The 21595-nt window shown below is 71.0% G+C and carries 17 protein-coding genes; 8 read left to right on the top strand and 9 right to left on the bottom strand.

What is annotated here, in order from left to right; all coding sequences use genetic code 11:
* The first annotated feature begins 76 nt into the window (after positions 1-76).
* Positions 77-2431, top strand: a complete 2355-nt coding sequence (locus tag AB0D59_RS49705; RefSeq protein ID WP_362579369.1) for a glycoside hydrolase family 3 N-terminal domain-containing protein — start codon at positions 77-79, stop codon at positions 2429-2431.
* Between the two features lie 63 nt (positions 2432-2494).
* Here the strand turns inward: AB0D59_RS49705 and AB0D59_RS49700 are convergent, their stop codons facing one another.
* A complete protein-coding gene (locus tag AB0D59_RS49700) occupies positions 2495-4570 on the bottom strand; it encodes an RICIN domain-containing protein (protein WP_362579390.1) in 2076 nt (691 codons plus the stop codon).
* A 218-nt stretch (positions 4571-4788) separates the two neighbouring features.
* Complete coding sequence (locus AB0D59_RS49695; RefSeq protein ID WP_362579366.1) at positions 4789-5829, bottom strand: LacI family DNA-binding transcriptional regulator; 1041 nt, start codon at positions 5827-5829, stop codon at positions 4789-4791.
* Positions 5830-6096: 267 nt separating this feature from the next.
* Here AB0D59_RS49695 and AB0D59_RS49690 point away from each other — a divergent pair, with 267 nt between their 5' ends.
* The 5 genes from AB0D59_RS49690 (at position 6097) to AB0D59_RS49670 (ending at position 11542) form a co-directional block, all read left to right on the top strand.
* Positions 6097-6747, top strand: a complete 651-nt coding sequence (locus AB0D59_RS49690; RefSeq protein WP_362579363.1) for an RNA polymerase sigma factor — start codon at positions 6097-6099, stop codon at positions 6745-6747.
* Positions 6744-7850: a CU044_5270 family protein gene (locus tag AB0D59_RS49685; protein WP_362579361.1), complete on the top strand. Its 1107-nt coding sequence runs from the start codon at positions 6744-6746 to the stop codon at positions 7848-7850. The genes AB0D59_RS49690 and AB0D59_RS49685 overlap by 4 nt, the downstream gene beginning before the upstream one ends.
* A gap of 228 nt (positions 7851-8078) precedes the next feature.
* Positions 8079-9440: a DUF5933 domain-containing protein gene (locus AB0D59_RS49680; protein WP_362579358.1), complete on the top strand. Its 1362-nt coding sequence runs from the start codon at positions 8079-8081 to the stop codon at positions 9438-9440.
* A 130-nt stretch (positions 9441-9570) separates the two neighbouring features.
* Positions 9571-10446 carry an aldo/keto reductase gene (locus tag AB0D59_RS49675; RefSeq protein ID WP_362579355.1) on the top strand — a complete coding sequence of 292 codons (876 nt, stop codon included), beginning with the start codon at positions 9571-9573 and terminating at the stop codon, positions 10444-10446.
* 73 nt (positions 10447-10519) lie between these two features.
* On the top strand, positions 10520-11542 hold the full coding sequence (locus AB0D59_RS49670; protein ID WP_362579353.1) for an FUSC family protein: 1023 nt from the start codon (positions 10520-10522) through the stop codon (positions 11540-11542).
* Between the two features lie 48 nt (positions 11543-11590).
* On the opposite strand, the gene AB0D59_RS49665 is transcribed toward AB0D59_RS49670, so the two are convergent.
* The 4 genes from AB0D59_RS49665 to AB0D59_RS49650 all read right to left on the bottom strand — a co-directional run bounded on the left by AB0D59_RS49665 (position 11591) and on the right by AB0D59_RS49650 (position 15579).
* The gene (locus AB0D59_RS49665; protein ID WP_362579350.1) at positions 11591-12082 is read right to left on the bottom strand and encodes a DUF5990 family protein; all 492 of its coding nucleotides are present in this window, start codon (positions 12080-12082) and stop codon (positions 11591-11593) included.
* A 249-nt stretch (positions 12083-12331) separates the two neighbouring features.
* Positions 12332-13462, bottom strand: coding sequence for a catalase family protein (locus AB0D59_RS49660; protein WP_362579347.1), 1131 nt, complete (start codon positions 13460-13462; stop codon positions 12332-12334).
* A 56-nt stretch (positions 13463-13518) separates the two neighbouring features.
* The gene (locus AB0D59_RS49655) at positions 13519-14871 is read right to left on the bottom strand and encodes a Dyp-type peroxidase (RefSeq protein WP_362579344.1); all 1353 of its coding nucleotides are present in this window, start codon (positions 14869-14871) and stop codon (positions 13519-13521) included.
* Positions 14872-14988: 117 nt separating this feature from the next.
* Complete coding sequence (locus AB0D59_RS49650; RefSeq protein WP_362579341.1) at positions 14989-15579, bottom strand: hypothetical protein; 591 nt, start codon at positions 15577-15579, stop codon at positions 14989-14991.
* A 415-nt stretch (positions 15580-15994) separates the two neighbouring features.
* On the opposite strand from AB0D59_RS49650, the gene AB0D59_RS49645 reads away from it, so the two are divergent.
* Complete coding sequence (locus tag AB0D59_RS49645; RefSeq protein WP_362579339.1) at positions 15995-16672, top strand: GAP family protein; 678 nt, start codon at positions 15995-15997, stop codon at positions 16670-16672.
* Positions 16673-16712: 40 nt separating this feature from the next.
* Here AB0D59_RS49645 and AB0D59_RS49640 read toward each other — a convergent pair whose 3' ends face one another.
* The 3 genes from AB0D59_RS49640 to AB0D59_RS49630 form a co-directional block, all read right to left on the bottom strand.
* Positions 16713-16868 (bottom strand): DUF6131 family protein, encoded by a 156-nt coding sequence (locus AB0D59_RS49640; RefSeq protein WP_362579336.1) that lies wholly within the window; start codon positions 16866-16868, stop codon positions 16713-16715.
* A 181-nt stretch (positions 16869-17049) separates the two neighbouring features.
* Positions 17050-17889, bottom strand: coding sequence for a DUF1206 domain-containing protein (locus AB0D59_RS49635; protein ID WP_362579334.1), 840 nt, complete (start codon positions 17887-17889; stop codon positions 17050-17052).
* A 237-nt stretch (positions 17890-18126) separates the two neighbouring features.
* Complete coding sequence (locus tag AB0D59_RS49630; protein WP_362579331.1) at positions 18127-20409, bottom strand: PQQ-binding-like beta-propeller repeat protein; 2283 nt, start codon at positions 20407-20409, stop codon at positions 18127-18129.
* 546 nt (positions 20410-20955) lie between these two features.
* Between AB0D59_RS49630 and AB0D59_RS49625 the strand changes: the two genes are divergently transcribed.
* Positions 20956-21504: a DUF4232 domain-containing protein gene (locus tag AB0D59_RS49625; RefSeq protein ID WP_362579328.1), complete on the top strand. Its 549-nt coding sequence runs from the start codon at positions 20956-20958 to the stop codon at positions 21502-21504.
* The last annotated feature ends 91 nt before the right edge of the window (positions 21505-21595 follow it).

The raw sequence follows: 21595 nt of genomic DNA, 5'->3' as shown, positions 1-21595 counted from the left end.
AGTTCACCCCGCACGACGGCCGGGCCCCACGCCCGGCCCCGTCGGCATGCCCGCGCAACTCCCCGAGGAGTCGTGAATGACGACCACCATGCCCGACCACGGCGGCCTCCCCCAGGAGGAGGACGGCCGTCCCTGGACCGACCCCGCCCTCCCCGTCGCCGAGCGGGTCGAGGCACTGCTCGCCCGGCTCACCCTCGCCGAGAAGGTCGCGCAGCTCAGCAGCGCCTGGGAGGACGTCGAACCGGCCGGCCCCGAGGTGGCACCGGGGACCAGCATCTTCGACCGGGTCGGCGACCTCGCCGAGACCGCCCGGCACGGCCTGGGCCAGCTCACCCGCCCGTACGGCACCCTCCCCCGGCCCGCCCTGGAACACTCCCGGGCGCTGGCCGACCGCCAACGGCAGGTCATGGCACAGAGCAGGCTCGGCATCCCGGCCATGGCGCACGACGAGTGCCTCACCGGCTTCACCGCCTACGGGGCGACGATCTACCCCACCTCACTCGGCATGGCGGCCACCTTCGACCCGGAGCTGATCCGGCGGGTCGGCGCGGCCATCGGCGCCGACATGGCCGAGGCCGGCGTCCACCAGGGGCTCGCCCCGGTCGTCGACGTGATCCGCGACTACCGCTGGGGCCGCTGCGAGGAGACCTACGGCGAGGACCCCCACCTGGTCGGGGAGATGGGCGAGGCGTATGTCACCGGCCTGCAGAGCGCCGGCGTGTACGCCACCCTCAAGCACTTCGCCGGGTACTCCGCCTCCATGGGCGGCCGCAACCACGCCCCCGTCCACGCCGGCCCCCGCGAACTCCACGACGTCATCCTGCCGCCGTTCGAGCGCCTGGTCGCCGCCGGTGTGCGGTCGGTCATGAACTCGTACGCCGAGATCGACGGCGAGGCCCCCGCCGCCAGCCGCTGGCTGCTCACCGGCATCCTGCGGGACGCCTGGGGGTTCGAGGGCACCGTCGTCTCCGACTACTGGTCGCTGCCCTTCCTGGTGAACGCCCACCGGGTGGCCGCCGACCTGCCCGACGCCGGGGTGCTCGCGCTGCGCGCCGGGATGGACGTCGAACTGCCCGACCAGCGCGGCTTCGGCGACGCGCTCGTGCACGCCGTGGAGCAGGGCGCGGTCGACGAGGAGCTGGTCGACAGGTCGGTGCGCCGGGTACTGCGGCAGAAGGCCGAACTCGGCCTGCTGGACGCGGACTTCGACCCACGGTCCCCCGCCCTGCGCGCGGGCGAACTGGACCTGGACAAGCCGGGCAGCCGTGCGCTCGCCCTGGCCGTGGCCCGGTCGAGCGCCGTCCTGCTTTCGAACGACGGCACCCTGCCGCTTCCGTCCGGCGGCCGGATCGCGCTGATCGGCCCGTGCGCGGACGACGTCCGCACGATGTTCGGCTGCTACAGCTTCCCCAACCATGTCCTCGCCGGCCGCGACGACCTCGGCAACGGTGTCGAGGCGGACTCGCTCCGCACCGCCCTTGCCGAGGAACTCCCGGACGTGGAGTGGGAGTTCGTCCAGGGCTGCCCGGTCCGGGACGAGGACCGCTCCGGCATGGCCGCCGCCGTGGCGGCCTCCGACGCCGCCGACCTGACCGTCCTGGTCGTCGGCGACAAGGCGGGCATGTTCGGCATCGGCACCTCCGGCGAGGGCTGTGACGTGGAGGACCTGCGGCTGCCGGGCGTCCAGGAGGAGCTGGTCGAGGCGGTCCTGGCGACCGGGAAACCCGTCGTGCTGGTCGTGAGCAGCGGCCGGCCCTATGCCGTGGGCCGGTTCGCGTCCGCCGCGGCGGCCATGGTGCAGGTGTTCCTGCCGGGCGAGGAGGGTGGCCGGGCGGTGGCCCAACTCCTCACCGGGAAGGCGAACTTCAGTGGCAGGCTGCCCGTGCAGATCCCGACGTCGCCGGGCGGCCAGCCGTACACCTACCTCCACCCGCCGCTGGGCGACCGGCAGAGCTTCCTGTCCAACCTCGACCCGACCCCCGCGTTCCCCTTCGGGCACGGGCTGTCGTACACGACGTTCGAGGTCGACCAGCTGGCTGTGGACCATGAACGAGTGCCCACGGACGGGGAGTTCACGGTGCGCGCGCGGGTGCGGAACACGGGGTCGGTCGCGGGCGCAGAGACCGTCCAGCTGTACGCCGTCGACCCGGTCGCCCAGGTGACCCGCCCGGTGCGCGCGCTGCTGGCCTTCGCCAAGGTGGCCCTCGAACCCGGCGAGCGGGCGACGGTCCGCTTCCACGTCCACACCGACCGCCTGGCCTTCACCGGCCTGGCCGGCCACCGCGTCGTGGAGCCCGGCGAGATCCTCCTGGAAGCGGGCTCCTCCAGCCTGGACACCCCGGTGCGGGCCGCGATCCGGCTGGTGGGCGAGGAGCGGGACGCGACGGTGATCCAGCAGCACGGGGTGCCGGTGACCGTCGAGCGGGCGTAGCGGCGGGTACGAGAAGGCGGCGCCACCGGTGGATGCGGTGGCGCCGCTTCTTCGGCGTGCCGGCTAACTACGGCTCCACTGCTGGGTCGCGTTGCCCAGCCCCGTCCACAGCTCCACCTTCGAGCCGTTGGCCGTCCCCCAGTTGGTCACGTCGATGACCAGGCCGTTGGAGCGGTTGACGATGGTGCCGTCCACGCGGAACGCCCACTTCTGGCTGGACTTCCCGTTGCAGGCCCAGAGGATGAGCGTGGTGCCCGCGGTGGTGCCGTCACCGTTCGCGGCCAGGCAGTTGCCGGAGATCCGCAGTTCGCCGGCCGTGGTCCGGGTGATGGTCTGGTTGGCGTTGCCCGAGCAGTCGTAGATCTGGACCTGGACGCCCGTCTGGCCGTTCGGCACGTCGAGGCAGCGGCCGGAGTAGGCGCCCTTCAGGGTGAAGGTCGAGGCCGTGGGGAGCGGATCCTGGACCAGCTGCCAGTCCTGGGAGCCGTCGGTGGTCGCGGCCGCCACGGTGACGGAGCCGCCCGCGGTCGAACCGGTCATGTAGAGACTGGTGTTGAGGACCGAGCGGAGCTTGTAGTAGCCGCTGGTCGACGACGCGACCTGGGTCCACTGTTTGTCGGTGGCGCCGTCGTCGACCCACTGGGCGAGCTTCTGTCCGGCCGTCGCGGTGCCGGTCCAGATGGCGACCGAGCGGCCCCCCGCCTTGTTGAGCAGGGTCACGTTGCCGCCCTTGGCGGTCAGGTGCCAGCGCTGGGTGTCGGCGGTGGAGCTGGCCGCGCCCAGTACGAGGTCGGGGGTGTTCCCGGTGAGGTTCGCGTCCTGGGTCTTGCCGGACGCGGTGGTGAGGACCTGGCCGGTCAGCCGGTTGACGAGGCTGTAGTAGGCGCCGTCGGAGCGGCCGAGGTCGACCTCGGCGTACTTCACGGGACCGACGCTCTGACCGCTCCAGGACGCCTGGAGGATCAGGACGCGTCCGGTGCCGTCGACGTACTGCAGGTCGCGGCTGTATCCGGCGGCGATCGGCGTCTTGTACTCCTTCCAGGTGCCGGTGGACAGCCCGGACTCGTTGACCCAGACGTCGCCGCTGCCGGAGGCGTTGTAGACGATCCGGCCGTCCGGCATCGGGAGCAGGACCGGGCTGCCGCCGGTGGACAGGGCGGCCCCGCCCGAGGGCACGGGCAGTGCGGTGATGGCGGCGTCCGTGGCGGAGAAGAACTTCGTCGGGTCGTCGGAGATGCGGTAGCGGACGTTCGTCCCGCCGCCCCAGTACTCGTACGTCAGCAGCCACTTGCCGTCGGTCGTGGGGGCGATGGTCGTCATGCCCGGGCGGCCCCCGCCGATCTCCGTCTTTCCGCTGCCCATGCTCACGGTGGAGCCGGGAACGTCCACGACCGGGCTGCTCCAGGCCGAGCCGCTGGTGCCGTTCCAGGTGCGGTGCAGGAGGACCTGGCCGCCGGAGTCGGTCGCGGTGTCGTTGGCCGGGTCGAGGGTCGGGGCGCCGGTGGTGGTGTTGTAGCCGGTGTAGTCGTCCTCGTCGGAGTAGTAGGCGATGAGCTGCCCGTTGTGGGCGAGCAGGTGCGGCTCCCAGACGGGGTCGACCTGGGCGTGGGTGTTGGCGGTCGAGACCCGGCCGAGGCTGCCCGCGCTGCCGCCCTGCCAGCCGCCGGCCGCGATGATGTTCTGGAAGCTCCAGGTCGCACCGTCGTCCGTGCTGGCGTACAGGGCGAGCGCCACGTCCTTGCGGTCGCCGTCACTGGTGGGCGTCCAGCCGGAGTTGGCGGCCTTCTGCTCCTCGTAGTAGTAGTCGTCGCCCGAGACGATGCTCGCGAGCAGCAGGGTGCCGGCGCTCAGGGAGCCGACGCTCTGCGGCAGGACGTACAGGTACGGGTTGGTCCAGTTGCTCGTGTACTTCGCGTACGCGGAGTCGGTGGAGAGGTAGGCGGGGGCCTTGACGTCGGCGAGCTTCGCCCATGTCGTGCCGGAGTCGTCGCTCTTGTAGATGGGCAGGGTCTGGCCCACCGGAGCGCTCTGGCTGTTCTCGAAGGTGGCCACGATCCGGCCGTCCGGCAGCTGGGCCGACTTCGGGTAGAGGACACAGGGGCTCTTGTTGCAGGCGGCGGTGTTGTCCGCCGTATACAGATTCGCGGGGCTCGGCTGATACGCCGACGCGGTCGTCGCGGAGGCGACCGCCAAGGCCGCGCCTATGCACAGGGCCGTCGCCGAAGCGAAGGCCCTTCGCGCCCAGGATCTTTTCAACGGCGTTCCTTTGCAACGGGGATGCGGGGAGGAAGCCAGTATTCGGAGGCGGCACGGCACTGTCACCGGCACGTTGCGAAAGGGTTTCGCGCGGCGGCGGGTTACGGGGTATTGACGCGGTGGCGAACGGACGTCGAGGTCCGCACCACGAGTTCCGTGGTCAGCTCGATCCGCGAGGACGCGGGCGGCCGGCCCTGGGCGAGGTCCATGAGCACCCGGGTGGCCTCGCGTCCCAGCTCCTCGAACGGCTGGCGCACCGCGCTCAGCGGCGGACAGGCCATGGCCGCCACCAGGGTGTCGTCGAAGGACATCACCGACAGGTCGCCGGGCACGGCGAGCCCCTGCTGCCGGGCCGCCTCCAGCACGCCGAGCGCCTGTGCGTCGCTGGCCGCGAAGACGGCCGTGGGCGGGTCGTCGGCCCGCAGGATCTGCAGGCTGGCGGTCAGCGCCTCGGCGTAGTCGAAGTCGGTCGAGCGGACGATCGCCGGATCGTAGGCGACCCCGGCCTCCTCCAGCGCGGCCCGGTAGCCGTGCACGCGGGCCGCCCCGGCCAGGGAGTGCGAGCGGCCGGCGACCATGCCGATCCGGGTGTGCCCCAGGTCCAGCAGATGCTGTACGGCGTCCCTGGCGCCGCTCCAGTTCGTGACGCCGATGCTCGGGATGTCCTCGGACGGCGCGCTGAGCGGGTCGATCAGCACGACCGGCAGCCGCTGCTCGACGATCCTGCGCTGGTCCTCCTCGGCCAGCATCGAGATCACGATCACCAGCCCGGCCGCGCCGAGCGCCACGCACTCCTCCAGCCACGCGGAGATCGACCGCCGGCTCGTCGTCCCGGTCACCACGTCGATGCCGAGCTCACCGGCGGCGTCCACGATCCCCCGGGCGACCTCCAGGGTGTACGGGCCGGACAGGTCGCGGAAGACGACGATGATCTGCCGGGGCGTCTCGGGATCCCGCTCCCACGGGCGGACGTACCCGTACCGTGCCAGCAGTTCCTCGACCCGGTCCCGGGTCGCCGCGCCGACGTCCCGGCGCCGGTGCACCACCTTGGACACGGTGCTGAGCGAGACCCCCGCCTCGGCGGCGATGTTCGTGAGCAGGCCGTGCTGTGCCTCCTGCCGGCCCTTGCCTCGACCTGTCACCCGATGTCCGTTCCGTACGCCGCGCGTCGATGCGCCGGACACACCGCTCACCTGGCCGCAAGCCCCGCCGCAAGGTAACGGGGGCCGGTACGGGGAGGCAAGACCGGTGACCACCGTGCACCGCGAATCCGCCGGGCCTCCTGGTCCCGTCTTCCCTCGGGCATGATGGCCCTCCGCCGCGCGGCAGGGCACACCGGAGGCGAGTGTGACGCAGGTCACGGGAAGTGGGTGCCGGGTGCCGCACAGCTCAATGAGGTGAGCACTCCTATGCGAACCCGGATACGGGCCGGGGATTCGAGCGCGTTCGCCGAGCTCTTCGACGCCTACGCCCGCGCGGTCTACAACCATGCCTTCCGGCTGACCGCCGACTGGTCGACGGCCGAGGACGTGATGGCCGCGACCTTCATGGAGGCGTGGCGGCTGCGCGAGAAGATCGATCCGACGGGTGGTTCCCTGCGGCCGTGGCTGCTGGGCATCGCCACCAACACCGCGCGCAACCAGTACCGGAGCAACCGGCGCTACCGTGCCGCGGCGACGGCGGCCGCCGCGGCCGAGCTGTCGGTGCCCGACCACGCCGAGGAGGTGGCGGACCGGCTCGACGACCGGGAGCGCCTCGCGACGGCACTGACCGCCCTCGCGACGCTGCGCCGCCCCGAACGCGAGGTCATCGCGCTCTGCCTCGGGGAGGGCCTGGACTACGAGGCCGCGGCGGAGGCGCTCGGCATCCCGGTCGGCACGGTCGCCTCCCGGCTCTCCCGCGCCCGCAGGAAGCTCCGCAAGCTCGCCGACGCCGAAACGGCACGACGTCAGAGAAATCCCGGAACAAGTCCCGGGAAATGGGAAGGCGACCCCTCCGGCCGACAGACAAGAGGCGATCACGCACACGCGATCCGGCCCGCACAGGAAGGAAACCGATGAACGCGAACACGTCCCGGCAGAACGCTGCCGAACGGGACGAGGGCGACCGGCTCTTCGACCGGACGACGCGCGACCTGCCGCCGGGCCGTCACCAGTTCCACAAGGAGCGCATGATGGCCCAGATTCACGAGACCCAGGCGGCGGAGCGCACGGCCGGGCAGCCGGCGGACCGGGCGCGGACCCGGCGGCTGCGGCTGCCGCGCCCCGCGGTCGCCCTGCCCGCGCTGGCCGCCGTCCTCGCCGCGGCGGTCGTCGCCGGAGTGGTCAACTCCGGGCACGGCAGCGGGGTCAAGGACGAAGGCGTCGCCACCGGACCGGCCCTGACCACCACCGTCGGCGCCGCGACCAGCAACGGCGTACCGCAGCTGCTCGACCGGATCGCTCTGGCGGCGGCCGACACGTCCCACCCGGACGTCAAGCCCGGCCAGTACGTCTACATCGAGTCCAAGTCGGCCGACACCTTCGTGAAGTCCACCGACGCCGGGACCACCCTGGCCAGCCACGAACTGCACACCCGCCGGGTGTGGAGGTCCGCCGACGGCACCAAGGGCTGGCTGATCGACCCGGCCGTCAACGACAGCCCCGAGGGCGAGACCCTGAGCCTGCCCGACGAGCAGGGCAACACCCCGAAGGCAACCCTGAACGCTCCGTCGTACGACTATCTGGCCAAGCTGACCACCGACCCCGACGCCCTGCTGGCCAAGATCTACAAGGAGACGAAGGGGCAGGGGAACTCCCCCGACCAGGAGGCGTTCACCACCATCGGCGACCTGCTCGGCGAGAGCTACCCCCCGGCGAAGCTCTACCCGGCGCTCTTCGAGGCCGCCGCGAAGATCCCCGGCGTCGTCGTCGTGAACGACGCGGTGGACGCGGCCGGCCGGCACGGTGTCGCGGTGGCCCGGCTCGACGAGACCAGCGGCCAGCGCGAGGAATGGATCTTCGACAGGAAGACCGATGTCTTCCTGGGCGAGCGCACGGTCCAGGTGGAGCGGAGGACCGACGCCGACGCCCTCATCGAGCCGGGCACCGTGATGTTCACCAACGCCGTCCTGAACCGCGCCATCGTCGACGGCATCAAGCAGACCCCGTCCCAGGCCGGCTGACCCGTCCGAGGTCTCGCCATGGGAGACCCTCGGGTGAACAATCTGGGGGTCTTTCCTGAACGAGACCGGAACCCGGCAGGTGATCCTTCCGTCTTCCCTCATCGGACAGGTGTCGTCGTCTAACAAATCGGCCGGACATTGAAATCCATACCACCGCGGGTTCCTTCGCGAAGAAGCTTCGGAACGCCGCTCTCCCTGTGGCGTCGGCCAGGGGCGAGACCCTGGGCCGTGGCGGGTGTCGCGGTCCTCGGGTTCCTCCTGGCACTCGAGATCGCCGCACGACGCTACGGCCTGCCGGGGCCGATCACCGACCAGGCACGGGAGGTGATCTTCGCCCCCAAATCAGGATTCCTGCTGTACGCCGGCATGGCGCTGATGATGACGGTGCTCACCTGGCGGCAACGGTTCGTCGCCGTCGCAGCCGCGATCGGCATCGACATCGTCATCGCGGCGGTCCGGTGGGCGCTCGACGCCCCCGCCACCCACGGCCACCCCTTCGGCAACGGCGCCCTGTGGGTGATCCTGGGCCACGCGGTCACAGCGGTCACCCGCCGCACCGGCCGGGAACGGGTCCTGCTGCTCAAGGGCGTCGGACTGGGCCTGCTGCTGGTGACCGGCCGCAAGACCGGCGACACCTGGCTGCTCCTCACCTCGAATACCCGCCCGACGGTACTCGACCAGTACGTGGCAACCGCCGATCACGCGCTCAGCGAACCGTCGTGGCTGGTCGGCCGGATCGTCACCGCCACCGGTCCGGTCGGCTTCAACCTCCTCGACATCGTCTACGGCCAGCTCGCCGTGGCCGCGGTCGTCGTCGCGCTGTACCAACTGCGCCACGTGGCGGTCGAACGGCGCTTCCCGCGCCATCACCTGGTCCGCACCTTCCTGGTGATCGGCCTCCTCGGGCCGGCCATCTACATGATCTTCCCGGTGGTCGGACCGGTCTTCGCCTACGGCACCGGTGCCGAGCACTGGGCCTCGGTCAGCCTGTGGCCGGACCCGCCGCCCGGCGGCCACATCCACGGCCACGGCCACGACCACGGCCTCGGCCCCGGCCACTGGGCGGTGGCCGACTGGTGGCCGCGGACGACGCCGCCGGTCGGTCCCCCGCGCCCCATGCCCTTCGACGCGTTCACCCCGCGGAACTGCATGCCCAGCCTGCACACGGCCTGGGCCGTCGCGATCTTCATCCACTCCCGGAACGGCCCGCGCCTGCTGCGCTACGCCGGCGCGTTCTGGCTGGTCGCCACCCTCACCGCGACGCTGGGATTCGGCTACCACTACGGCGTGGACCTCGTCGCCGGCGTGGTGTTCACGCTCACGGTCGAGGCGACGCTGCGCTCGTTCGACCGCGGCTGGGACCGGTCGGGGCTCCGGCTCGCCGCCTACGGCGCGACCGTCTTCGTCGCGCTCCTGGTGTCGTACCGCTGGCTGCCGTTGGAGATGGCCAGGCATGCGTGGGCGTCCGGTCCGCTTCTCCTGCTGGCGATGGCCTCGGTGGTCTACGGCTACGTACGGACACAGCACCGGCCCATGGGAGAAGCCCTCCTGAGGCCCCCTCAGCCCTTGCGGCCGGAGGCGATGCGGTAGACGGGACACACCCGGCGGGACGGGTCTGTCCCGCCGGGTGTGCGTACACCGGGCGGTGCGGCCCTCCGCGCACGCAGGCCGGTACGGCTGCGCCCAGGCGGATTCCCGGTGCGGGAGTAGCGTGGAAGTCATGACCGAAGACACGCTGATCGCACATGAGTCAGGGACCTTCGAGATAGCCGGCAAGCAGGTGGCCCGGCTGGGCTTCGGGGCGATGCGGCTGACCGGACCCGGCATCTGGGGCGAGCCGGCCGACCGCGAGGAGTGCCGGCGGGTCGTCCGCCGTGCCGTCGAACTGGGCGTCCAGCTGATCGACACCGCCGACTCGTACGGTCCCCATGTCAGCGAGGAGATCATCCGCGAGGCGATCCACCCGTACCCCGACGACGTCCTGATCGCCACCAAGGCGGGCCTCACCCGCTCGGGCCCGGACGAGTGGGCCCCGGTCGGACGGCCCGAGTACCTCCGGCAGGAGCTCGAGATGAGCCTGCGGCGGCTCGGCCTGGACCGTATCGACCTGTTCCAGCTCCACCGCATCGACGCGAAGGTGCCGCTGGAGGACCAGATCGGCGAGCTGAAGAAGTTCCAGGACGAGGGCAAGATCGTGGCGATCGGGCTCTCCGAGGTCACGGTGGACGAGATCGAGCAGTGCCGGCGGATCGCGGAGATCGTCACCGTGCAGAACCGCTACAACCTCACCGACCCCACGTCGGAGGACGTGGTCGACCACTGCACGCGCGAGGGCATCGGCTTCATCCCGTGGGCGCCCGTCGCCGCGGGCGAGCTGGTCGAGCCGGGCCGTCTCGTCGACACGATCGCCAAACGGCACGAGGCCACCCCCGGTCAGGTCGCGCTGGCATGGCTGCTGGCCCGCACGGCGGTCATGCTGCCGATCCCCGGCACCTCCCGTGTGACGCACCTGGACGAGAACGTCGACGCCGCCCGGCTCACCCTCGACCCCAAGGAGGTCGACCAGCTCACCCAGGCGGCGCGCGAAGCCGCCTGAGCCGCCTGAGCCACCCGTTCACGGGGCGTACACCGGCGGGCGGCGGGTCGCGCCGTGTGCCTATGGTGGGCAGGTGACGGGCGTTTCGCCGTGGACGCGGGTGCGCTCCAGGCTCCGGGCGCAGGGGTCGACGGCGGCCCGGATTCTGGTGATCGCGGTGCTCTGCTGGCAGGCCGCGCTGTGGGCCGGTGCCGATCAGCCGCCGGTGTTCGCCGCCATCGTTCCGCTGCTGTGCCTGCGCGGTGATTCCGCCTCCTCCCTGACGGCACTGCTGCTGCGGATCCTCGGCGTGATGGCCGGAGTGGCCCTGGGCGTCACCGTGGTCCACTTCTTCCGGCCGACCACGGCCGTCCTCGCCGTCGTGATGGGCCTGGCCCTGTTGTGCGGGACCGTCATCAGTTCCGGCACGACACTGAACGTGCAGGTCGCGGTGACCTCCCTGCTGGTCTTCGCCAACCCGTCACCGGAGTCGTACGGCTTCGCCCGGTTATGGGAGAACGCGCTGGGCGGCGCGGTCACCGCCGTCCTCGGTCCGCTGCTCTGGCCGCGGAACCCCCGCCGGGAGGCGGCGACGCTGGCACGGGAGTACGCGGACGATCTGACGGAGGGCCTCGTACGCAGCACCCGCGCGATCGGCTCACCGGACGCCGCGTACGCGAACCGGACGCACACGCGGGCGGAGGCGGACCGGCTGCGCCGCTACGGGGAGCAGGCCCGGGAAGCGGAGAAGGCCATGCGGTTCAATCCGCTGCGCCGGCGCCACCGGACCGAGGTGACCGAACTGAGCGACCGGATCGGCCGCGCCGTCCAGGCCGCACCCCACCTCCTCGCCCTGGCCGCCGAGGTCGACTTCTTCACCGCGCGCGACGGCCCCACCCCGGCCCTCTCCCGGGCCCGGACAGCCCTCCTGCCGGTCGCCGAGGCCACCGGACGAGCCCTGAAAGCCCTCCTCGAAGGGCGGGACCCCCACGAGGACACGGCCGCCGCCCGCGCCGCACTGGCCCGGTACACCAGGGACGACGCGGCCCCGGTGGCCGTACTGCTCCGCAGACCGTTCACCAAGATCCTCGACCTCTGTGACGGCTCACCTGGCTGAGGACGGGTCAGAGGGGCGATCGGCCGTCACCGAGCGGGGATCGTGTCCTCATGGCCCGGTGGGCAGCCCGCCCTGGTCGCCGGGTTCGGCGGTCCAGGTGATGTGCGGGGGCTCGACGCGTGCGCACAGGGGACCGCCGTCCGCGCCGGTCAGGCCGAGACGGCCGACCAGCAGGCCGTGGTGCGCGGCGGCGGCGAGTACGTCGGCGGGGACGGCGTCGAGCATGAGCTTGGCGCGGCGGAACATGCTGAAGACGCCCGAGTCGTCGACCGTGCACCAGGACAGGTACACGAACCGGCGGCCCAGGCGGTGCTGGACATACGGGCCTGTCACATCGATGCCGTCGGGTGTGGCCGTCGCGGTGCACTCCAGGGTCCACGTCGCGGACGCGGCGTCGCCGGGCTGTGGTCCGAGGAGTTCGCCCGGACGGTCACGGCGTTGCACGGCGACATGGATGTCGGCGTACGCGGGGCCGTCGTTGTCGGCGGGGGCCGGGCGGGTGCGGCCGGGCAGGTCGACGGCGTCGATACGGATACGCATACCCGCCATCATCTGCCCGCGACCGCCCGCGGTCGGCGCGGCCACCGGATCATCTCCGCGGCCAGGTTCCTCGGGGTGCCCGTCGTGGGGGACCGGGCCGCGCGATCCGGTGCTGTCCTCGATCCCGTGCTTGCCCTGATCCGGTGCTTGCCTCGAACCGGTGCTTGCCCTGATCCGGTGCTTGCCCTGATCCGGTGCTTGCCCTGATCCGGTGCTTGCCCTGATCCGGTGCTTGCCTCGAACCGGTGCTCATGTGGTGCGGCGAAGTACGTCGTCGGCGCTCCGGGGCTCGGTGCGGGGCTGCTGGTTGAGTGTGTGGCGCTCGATGGAGGATCGCCGGTAGACCTCCTTGCGGGCCCGCATGATGTTGCCCAGGGGCGCGTGCTCGGCGGTGACCCGCCAGGGCGTGAAGGACAGCGCGTCCATCTTCTCCAGGTTCTCCGGCTCGGAGATGTCCTGCCGCGGCAGCCGCAGCTTCGCCACGGTGACGGACGGCGAGAGCTGCTCGGGCCACTCCACGGTGGTGTCCTCCACCGGCATGCGCGCCAGGTCGGTGCAGAGCTGGACCTGGATGTCGAAGGCGTAGGGCCGCTCCTGCAACTCGGCTTGCAGGGCCGGTCGGAACACCTCCGCCGCCGAGGCCGGGTCGATGTCGCGCCTGACCACCGCGGCGGCGAAGGACGGGTCGGGGGTGATGCGCACCTTGGCGATGTGGTCCCCGTGCCGGACGGCGCCCATCGTCCAGTAGCTCGACAGCAGCACGTTTGCCGGAGGGGTCTTCGACAGGCGCAGGAAGGCCAGGAACTCGTCCCACGCCCAGTTGTCCTGGTCCAGCGTTCCCTTCCCCGTCACGAACTCGGTGAAGAAACGATGTGCGCCGGGCCGGCCCTGGGAGAAGTAGGCCGGCGCGTTCAGGAACAGCTCCTGGATGAAGAGGTAGTGCTCGACCGTGTTGCAGAAGAAGACCGGTCCGTTGATGTTGGCGTAGTCGAAGGTGCCCGAGTCCGGTTCGTCCTCCAGCAGGGTCGGGCCGGGGATGCCGAACATCTTCAGCGCCAGTCCGGTGGCGGCGCCCAGCCGTGCGTCGGCTCCGGCGTGCGGCGAGCCGTTGGAGAAGCGGATCAGCGCGTCGTGGGTTCCCGGGGTCGCGTAGATGCCCTGGGCGTACTCGGGGGACAGCCCGTCCAGGATCTCCACTTCCCCTCGGACCAGCCCGTAACCCTTGGCATGGGCGTCGCGAAGGGCCCGCCCGGTGCCGCCGGCCTCGACGGACTCGGCGATGTAGCCCTCGGTCCTCTCGATCACCGTCTGCACGTCGCGGTCGAAGTCCGGGGCGTCGTCTTCGACGTCGGGCGTGTAGCGGACGAACTGTGCTGCCATGACTGCGGCCTCTCCTCGGCGGGCGTGATCGGACCTCAGGGAGTGGGCGATCGCCGTCAGCCCTCCAGTTCGGCCAGCCAGCGCAGGGCACGCAGACCCGGCAGGAAGCAGTACTCGCCGCCGCGGGTGACCACGAAGCTGGGCAGGTTCCGCAGGCGACGCCGGACCGGCTTCTCCGGGATGGTGACGCTGCCGGTCCCGCCGTGATGCCCGGCCACCGGGTCCTTCTCGCCTGGGTAGCCGATGAAGTTGCCGTCGTTGACCCACTCGGCCTTGATGAACTCGAACTGCCGTTCCAGATGGGCCCCCATGAACACGCCGACCAGACCCCGGTCGGCGCCGTCGTCCTCCAGCACGCCCTCGGGCAACGGCGGCCCGTAGGTGGTGCCGCGACGGATGAGGCGGTGCATCCGCGCGTCGCCGATGATGGTGGCGTCACGGGGGTTGGTACGCCGGATGTGCGCACCGGCGGGGCACCGGTACCCCCGGTCGTCGTTCTCCCGGTACAGGAAGTTGTTGACGCGGTGCGGATCGGCCGCCAGCTCCGGATCGTCGTGCTCCGGCGTCAGCGCCAGCGGCGCCCCGCTGGGCCAGCGCCCGACCATCTTCGCCGCCAGCAGTGCCTCCTCCTCGGCGCCGGCGCTGTTCGCGCGCAGGTAGCGGCGCCAGGCCGCCACATCGGTGTGGACCTTCCGCACGGCCACATAGGTCCCGTTGCGCCCCAGCACGTCAGGGCTGGGCATGGGCGCCGGGTTACCGGTCTCGTCGGGGTAGCCGAGGATGAACTCCCCGGCCTTGATGGGGGCTTCCTGCGGGTTGGACCCGGGCAGTCCGACGCCCTCGATGTTCGGATGGCTGATGCCGTCACGGAAGCCGAAGGTGGTGCGCCCGGTCGGGAGCTGCTGGACCGCCTGCTGCCAGATCACCTGCACACCGGGGGTGTTCTCGTAGGCGGCGCGGGCCCGCTCCAGCTCCTGGTCCAGCTGCGCCGCGTCGGAGGAGAGGGCGCTCAACGCGATATGGACGTCGCCCGTTCCGAACGGTGCCTCCCAGTGGGCCGGGGCGCTCTCGCCGACGTCGCCGATCCGCTCCGCGCGCGCGGCCATGCCCTCGCGGAACGCCCGCGGGAAGCTGTCCAGCGACTCCTGGGGCACCCCCAGGGCCCTCAGCCCCTGATAGGTGAACGCCACCGCCACCCAGGCATCCTGGCTCCGGTCCACGCTGGGCAGACCACCCGCGGTCACCGGGAGCAGCCGCCGCAGCAGAGCGCGCCCGGCATTGCGGTCATCGACGCGCAGGAAGACGAACTTCCCCTCGTACGGCACAGGCCGTGGACGCAGCGCCCCGCTCTGGACGTCGTCGATCTCGACGTGCACGCTGGCCGCGCTGCTGCTTGCCGTCGTGTTCATGCTCGCTTGTGCCTCCACATCGGTGTCTGCCTGGGCAGCCCCGCAAGGGCCGACTCCCACCAGCCGACGCGGCTGACCGATGACGGGTCGGCTCTGAGGGCTGGCTGTGTCCGGGTTCTAGGCCGCGGCTTCCTCCAGCAGCTTCTGGAAGGCCGGCGTGGCCAGCAACTCGGCGTTCGCCGGGTTGTCCAGCGCCGCCCGGAACTCGGGGGTGTCCAGCACCTCCTCGAACGCCTCGTCCACTCGGTGGTCCTTCCAGATCTGCTGCACGGTCAGATCGGGATAGGAGGAGTTGAAGATCCCGGCGGGCACCTGGTGGGCGAGGAACCAGTCCTTCACCCCTGGATCATGGACGCCAGGGAACCCTTCGCAGTGCGAGAAGACCTGGTCGAAGCGGGACGCTATGACCGTCTTGGCGAAGTCGTCGATGTAGGTGTCCCAGGAGCCATCGAAGGAGCTGGCGAACATGAACCGAGTGTCGTCGTCGAAGATCACGTACCGTCCTTCGTGCAGCGTGCCGATCTGACGCAACGCCGCATGGGCCTTCTCGTCATTCGACCCGCTGGTTGACGCGGCGAGAAACTCACGCAGCGCATCCGCATGGCCCGGCTTGATCTTGGTGAATACGGTGAACTCGCTGCAGACCCCGTCGGACCTGCCCGGTCGCTCGGGGTGAGCTGACTGGGCTGCACCTGTCGTCGCAGTCATCGTGGGACTCTCCCGCCACGGATCGGTGCGAGGGGCACCAAGCGCCCGAACATGAGGCGCCATCGCCCTCACACGTCAATCCTCACCACGGACACGCCGCCTCGCATCCCGGGAAAACCCCGGCACCCCGGCCCGGACTGGGCTGCCCCCTCCCGCCCCGAGACGCTCCCGAGGACAGATCCGGCCGGGCGCAGGAAGATGGGACCAGTGGGACGTGCCGAGTACGTCGTCCGTCGTCGTCCTTCTCGGGCAGCCGCTTCCGTACGGCCGCGGGCAGCCGCTTCCGTACGGCCGCGAAGACGGTGACGCAGCCGACCGCACGCCGTCCTGCCGCGCCGCCGCAGCGGTCGGAGCACCCTCTCGCCCCAAGCCCTACTCGGCAGGATCGCCCCCCAGACCCCACGCGGAGGCAACCATGGGCGCAGTTCTCGGTGACGTACTGGGATTCGCGGCCGGCGTCGCGGTCAGCCCGCTCCCCATCATCGCCGTCATCCTCATCCTCGCCACGCCTCGGGGACGTCTCAACGGCGTCCTCTTCACCGTCGGCTGGATCCTGGGACTCGCGGTACTGGGCGCGGTGATGCTGGCGATCGCCTCCCCGGCAGGCGCCTCCAGCCACAAGCACCCGGCCACCTGGGTGGGAGCCCTCAAACTCGCCCTCGGCCTGTTCCTCGTCCTCTTCGGCGCCCGGCAATGGCACCGGCGTCCGAGGGATCCCTCACAGGCCCGGCTGCCGAAGTGGATGAGTGCGATCGACAGCCTCACGCCGGTCAAGGTCTTCGCACTCGGACTGGCCCTGGCCGCGCTCAACGCCAAGAACGCCCCGCTGACCATCGCCGCGGGCGCCGCGATCGGCTCGGCCGGAATACCGGTCGGGCAGCAGATCGGCGCTCTGGCGATCTTCGTCGTGATCGCCACCCTCGGCCTGCTGGTCCCGCTGGGAGTCTTCCTGCTCGGCGGTGAGCGCGCCAGGACCACGCTCGGCAACTGGAAGGACTGGGCGGCTCAGCACAACGTCGCTGTGATGGCGGTCCTGTTCTTCGTCCTCGGGCTGAAACTTCTCGGGGACGGCATCTCCGTCCTCACCTCCTGACACGCGAGGTCAGAGGTACGGCGTCCGGTGCCGGAGACCATCACCAATAGTGGCGTCGGCCGGCCACCGCGTGCCCCATGGATCCCAGGATCCAGAAGGCCGCACCGACCACGGCCAGAATGATGCCGAGGGTCCACAGGATGGATATCCCCGTGACGAACCCGACGACGAGCAGAATGATTCCGACAGCGAGCATGTTCCTACCTCCTGGAATTCCCTGAATCGTGCTGGTAGCTGCCGAGTTCCCCGAAGCGGCGATGTCATCCCGATGCCGGCCGCATCAGATTCGTCCGGTGCTCCTTTCTCGATGAAGAGCGGCGGCCCTTGGCCAGGTGTGCGGGCGTCGGGCGGGTCCGGCCTTTCGCCGGGGCGGGTTGTCAGACGTCGCGCCAGCGCGCGTTGGCCCAGGAGAAGACCCCGAAGACCATGAGGCCGACCGCTGTCAACGCCAGCAACCAGGGGCCCGCCGGGGTGTCGGCGAACGTACGCAGGGTGTCGTCCATGCCCTTGGCCCTGCCGGGCTTGTGCTGGACGGCCGCGGCGATGGCGAAGCAGCCTGCGGTGGCGAAGACGACGCCCCGGGCCGTACCGCCGAACATGCCGAAGAAGGAGACGACTTTACGTGTCTTCTGTGACATCTCCGACATCCTGAGGTGCTTCTCGAACTTGCGCATGACGGCCCGGACGGCGATCCACAGGCCGGCAGCGGTCACCGCGGCACCCGCGATGCCGACGATCCACTGCCCGCCGGGCCAGTCCAAGGCCTTCGCCGTGACGTCCTGGGAGTTCTTGTCGGAACTGCCGCTGCCGCTGCTCCTGTCCCCGGCCGCGTAGGAGAGCACGGAGTAGGCGACGAATCCGTAGAAGACGGAACGGCCCGCGGCCATCGCCCTCTTGCCCGGTTCTCCGCCATCGGGACCCGCCTGTCCGAAGGCGGCCTCGGACAGCCGCCACAGGGCCATCCCGGCCAGGGCGATTCCGAGCAGCCACAGCAGTACGGTGCCGAAGGGCTTCTGGGCGATTTCGGCGACCGCGCCGCCCCGGTCGGCCTGCTTGCCCCCGCCGGAGAAGGCGATCCGCAGGGAGAGAACGCCGATCAGTGCGTAGATGACCCCGCGCGCGACGAAGCCTGCCCGGGCCGCTGCCGCGATCGCCTTGCTGTTCGCCGCACGTCGAACCTGACCGCGTCCGCGTGCCGTTGCCGATCCAGTAGCCATGCCCTACCGGATGCCCCCGAAGGACGAGGCCATCCCGAGTCCGACTCTCCGCATCGTCTTCCGGCTCACTGCCGAGGAAGGGGGCGCGGAGGAGGTCGGCCGGAGTCCTCGACGGGCGGGCGCGGCGCACGAGACGCCGGCGGACCCGACAACTTTCGGAGGACCTCGACAACCGCAGCACGGCGACCCGCCGCTGCGGTGGGACACCTGCGGGTGCGCGGCGACTGCCTCGGCCCGTCAGGTGGGCCCGTCCGGGCTCCGGGAGAAGGCCGTGTCGCCGGCCATCGCCACGATCGCGTCCTTGACGAGCAGCACGCGCGGCGGGTAGCTCTGCGCTTTGTCCCCGGGGTCGGCCAGCGCGGAGGTGCGCCAGGCCTCCGCTCCGGTGCGGCTGTCCAGGGCCAGCAGACGGCCGAAGCGGTTGGAGAAATAGACCCGCTTGTGCGCCGCAGACACCGCGGGCGCGGACAGGCTCTCCACGTCCGTCACCTTCTGCCAGAGTTGTCTGCCGCTGTCCGCCGACACCGCGGTGACCGACCCGTCGGACCGGACGAAGTAGACGACGCCGTCCACGAGGGTGGCCGCGCCGGTCAGCGGACGGGCCAGCGGTACCCGTGTGACCTTCCCGGTTTCCGACGCCACCCGCAGCAGCGCGTTGTACGGCCGCTCGTATCCGGCTTCGTACACGTCCTTCGCGGTCTGCGGAGCGAGGAACAGGGGTTGCCCGCCGACCGTGCCGAGCGCTTCCGCCTTCTTCGGGAGCCTGGCGGTTTCGGTCAGGCTGCCGGGTCCGAGCTTCATCAGCTCGACCGGGGCCTGGCCGGGCTCGGTGCCCTGCGAGCACAGGGCGTAGGGGACGCCGCCCAGCACCGACGGAGTGCAGTACTCGTCCAGCGAGGGCGCCTGCCACAGTTCCTTGCCGGAAGGCCCGTAGGCCACGAACGACGAGTAGTCGGGGGACAGGGTCAGCAATCCGCCGTCGTACAGGACCGCGGACTCTGACTTGTTGATGTCGCGTTGCCAGCGCCGGTGCCCGGTCGTGGCGTCGAGGGCCACCACGCGCCTGGTGTTGTCGTCCGGATCCTCGTACACGTAGACCAGCCCGTCGCGAACGCCGATCGGCTGTGCCCCCTGAGGGCGGGTGCCGGTCCGCCACAGGGTGCGGCCGGAGGCGGCGTCGACCCTGGCGACCGTGAGGCCCGTACCGCCGCAGAACAGGGCGCTTCCTGCCGCCACGCATCCGGGGCTGTTGTAGTCGAGAGGGACACCCTTCACGTCGTGCCGCAGCTCCGTGCGCCACGGCCGCCAGCCGGCGGGCAGGGACGCGGCGCGGGCGGTGGCGTCGGAGGCGGTGGCGGTGGCGTCCGAATCGGACACGTAGACACCCACTCCGACACACAGCGCGGTGACGGCCAGCACCGCGCCGAGGCCGGTGAGCAGCATCCGGACTCGGCGTCGCTTGCCGGAGCCGGAGCCGGAGCCGGAGGCGGTGCCGGAGCCGGAGGCGGTGCCGGAGCCGGAGCCGGTGCCGGAGCCGGAGGCGGTGCCGGAGCCGGTGCCGGAGCCGGAGGCGGTGCCGGAGCCGGAGGCGGTGCCGGAGGCGGTGCCCGTGCCGGCCGCGGCGCCCGCTGAGGTGGTGGCCGGGCTGTCGGAAGCGGGGCGGAGCCGGGGGCTCGCGGGCTGTCCGGTCTTCGGAGAGCCGGTGACGTCGGACTCCGGCAGCGCCTGGAGCATGCGGTGTATGTCCGTCAGTTCCGGCCGTGCGGCCGGGTCCTTGTCCAGGCAGCGCTCGACAACGCCCAGAAGCGCCTCGGGCACCCCGCCGAGGTCCGGGGTCCCGTGCACCACCTGATAGCCGGTTATGTACGGGCTGTCGGCGTCGAACGGTCCCGTGCCGACGGCCGCGAACACCAGCAGCGACCCCAGCGAGAACACGTCCGAGGCCGGGGTGACGTCCCGGGGAGCCGCCAGTTGTTCGGGCGACATGAAGGGCGGAGTGCCGATCATCCGCCCGGTCGTGGTGAGGTTCTGGTTGTCGGCAGCGCGCGATATGCCGAAGTCGATGACGCGCGGCCCGTCCTCGGTCATCAGGACGTTGCGCGGTTTGAGGTCCCGGTGCACCAGGCCCGCCCGGTGGATGTCGCGCAGCGCCTCGGTGAGCCCCAGCCCCAGCGCGCGCAGTTGCCGCTGGTTCAGCGGGCCGTCCTTCTCGACGACTTCGGCGAGGTTGAGCCCCGGCACGTAGAGCGTCGCCATCCACGGCCGGTCGGCGTCCGGGTCGGCGTCCAGGACCGGCGCGGTGAAGGCGCCGCTCACTCTGCGCGCCGCCGCGATCTCCTGCCGGAAGCGGGTGCGGAACTCCTCTTCCTGGGCGTACGGCCCGTGTACGAGCTTGACCGCGACCTGCCGTCCCGAGGCGGAGACTCCCAGATAGACGACTCCCATGCCGCCCGTCCCGAGCCGACCGAGAAGGGTGTACCCGCCTATGGCCTCCGGGTCCCCGGTGCTCAGGGGCGTCATCGCCGATCGTCCTTCCCAGCGCCTGCCTGCCTCACGGGGATCAGACTAGGGCCTGCCGCCGCGGAAACGGAGCCGCGCATTTCCCCGGTGGTGTCCTCCCTGTGCCCTGAGCCACGCGACGGGTCATCCGTCCTGACGAGAGCTCAACTCCTGTCCGCCCAAGCCGAGGTCGATGTCGGCGTCGAGGTGTTCACGCCTGCACGCCTCACCAAAACCGGCGGTCCCGACAGGGCTCCCCCACCCTCCTCCATTCCATTCGGCATCCCAGGAAGGTCACGTTTCCGCAGTTCAGAGCTGGTTCGATCATTCCAGCATCCCGAAACTCCCGTAGGGAATGGCGGATGGAACATCGCATGGCACAGGCTTTGGTCATCCGAGCAGGGCGCCGCACCGGACACGGCGATCGCCCTCGCTCAACCTCGCGTCCAGGGCCCGCACTTCCGGCGCGCCCACGCACACCACACACAGCACACCCAGGACAGGACGACCGGCACCGCCCACAACCGGAAGACCACATTCCGGATATTCGGAGAAAGCAGTCCACTCATGCGTATCGCCACTCGTTTCGTCTCCCGCGCGGCCGCCTCCTCCATGGTCGTCGCCGCGGCCCTCGCGCTCGTCGGCTTCCAGGCCACCGCGCAGACCGCCTCCGCCGCCACCAAGAAGGCCCCCTCGGTCGTCACCTGCACCACGGCGAACACCAAGCTGACCGTCACCGAGGTGTCCCGCCCGATCAACCACCTGCTGCTCAAGGCCACCAACACCGGCACCAAGCCCTGCTACGCCTACATCGCCCCCTACCTGAGGGCCGGCGCCGACGCCCAAGCGCCCCTGCCGTGGGCCGAGGAGACCACGCCGCAGGCCGTGGTGACACTCGAGCACGGCCAGTCCGCGTACGCGGGGATCACGACGTCCACCCCCGAGGGCGAAGGCGGAGCCAAGGAGAAGACGCTGGGCGTGTTCTTCGCCGACAGGAAGGGCAACGCGATCAACAACGAGAAGACCCTGAAGCTGCCGAAGGGCGGCATCTTCTTCAACAGCGCCGCCACCGTCACCTACTGGCAGGACAACGCGGCGGACGCCCTCACCTGTTGACTTGCTCCTCGGGCTGAAGCCCGAGGATTCTGGCCTTCTCGACCTGTTGCCGTGCCGCTACGCGGCACGGGCTTGGGCCGGGAATCCGTGG

The organism is Streptomyces sp. NPDC048417 (assembly GCF_040651615.1).
Classification (GTDB): Bacteria; Actinomycetota; Actinomycetes; order Streptomycetales; family Streptomycetaceae; genus Streptomyces.
The sequence above is the reverse complement of the archived record's forward strand: the minus strand, read 5'-3'. Positions and strand labels throughout refer to the sequence as shown.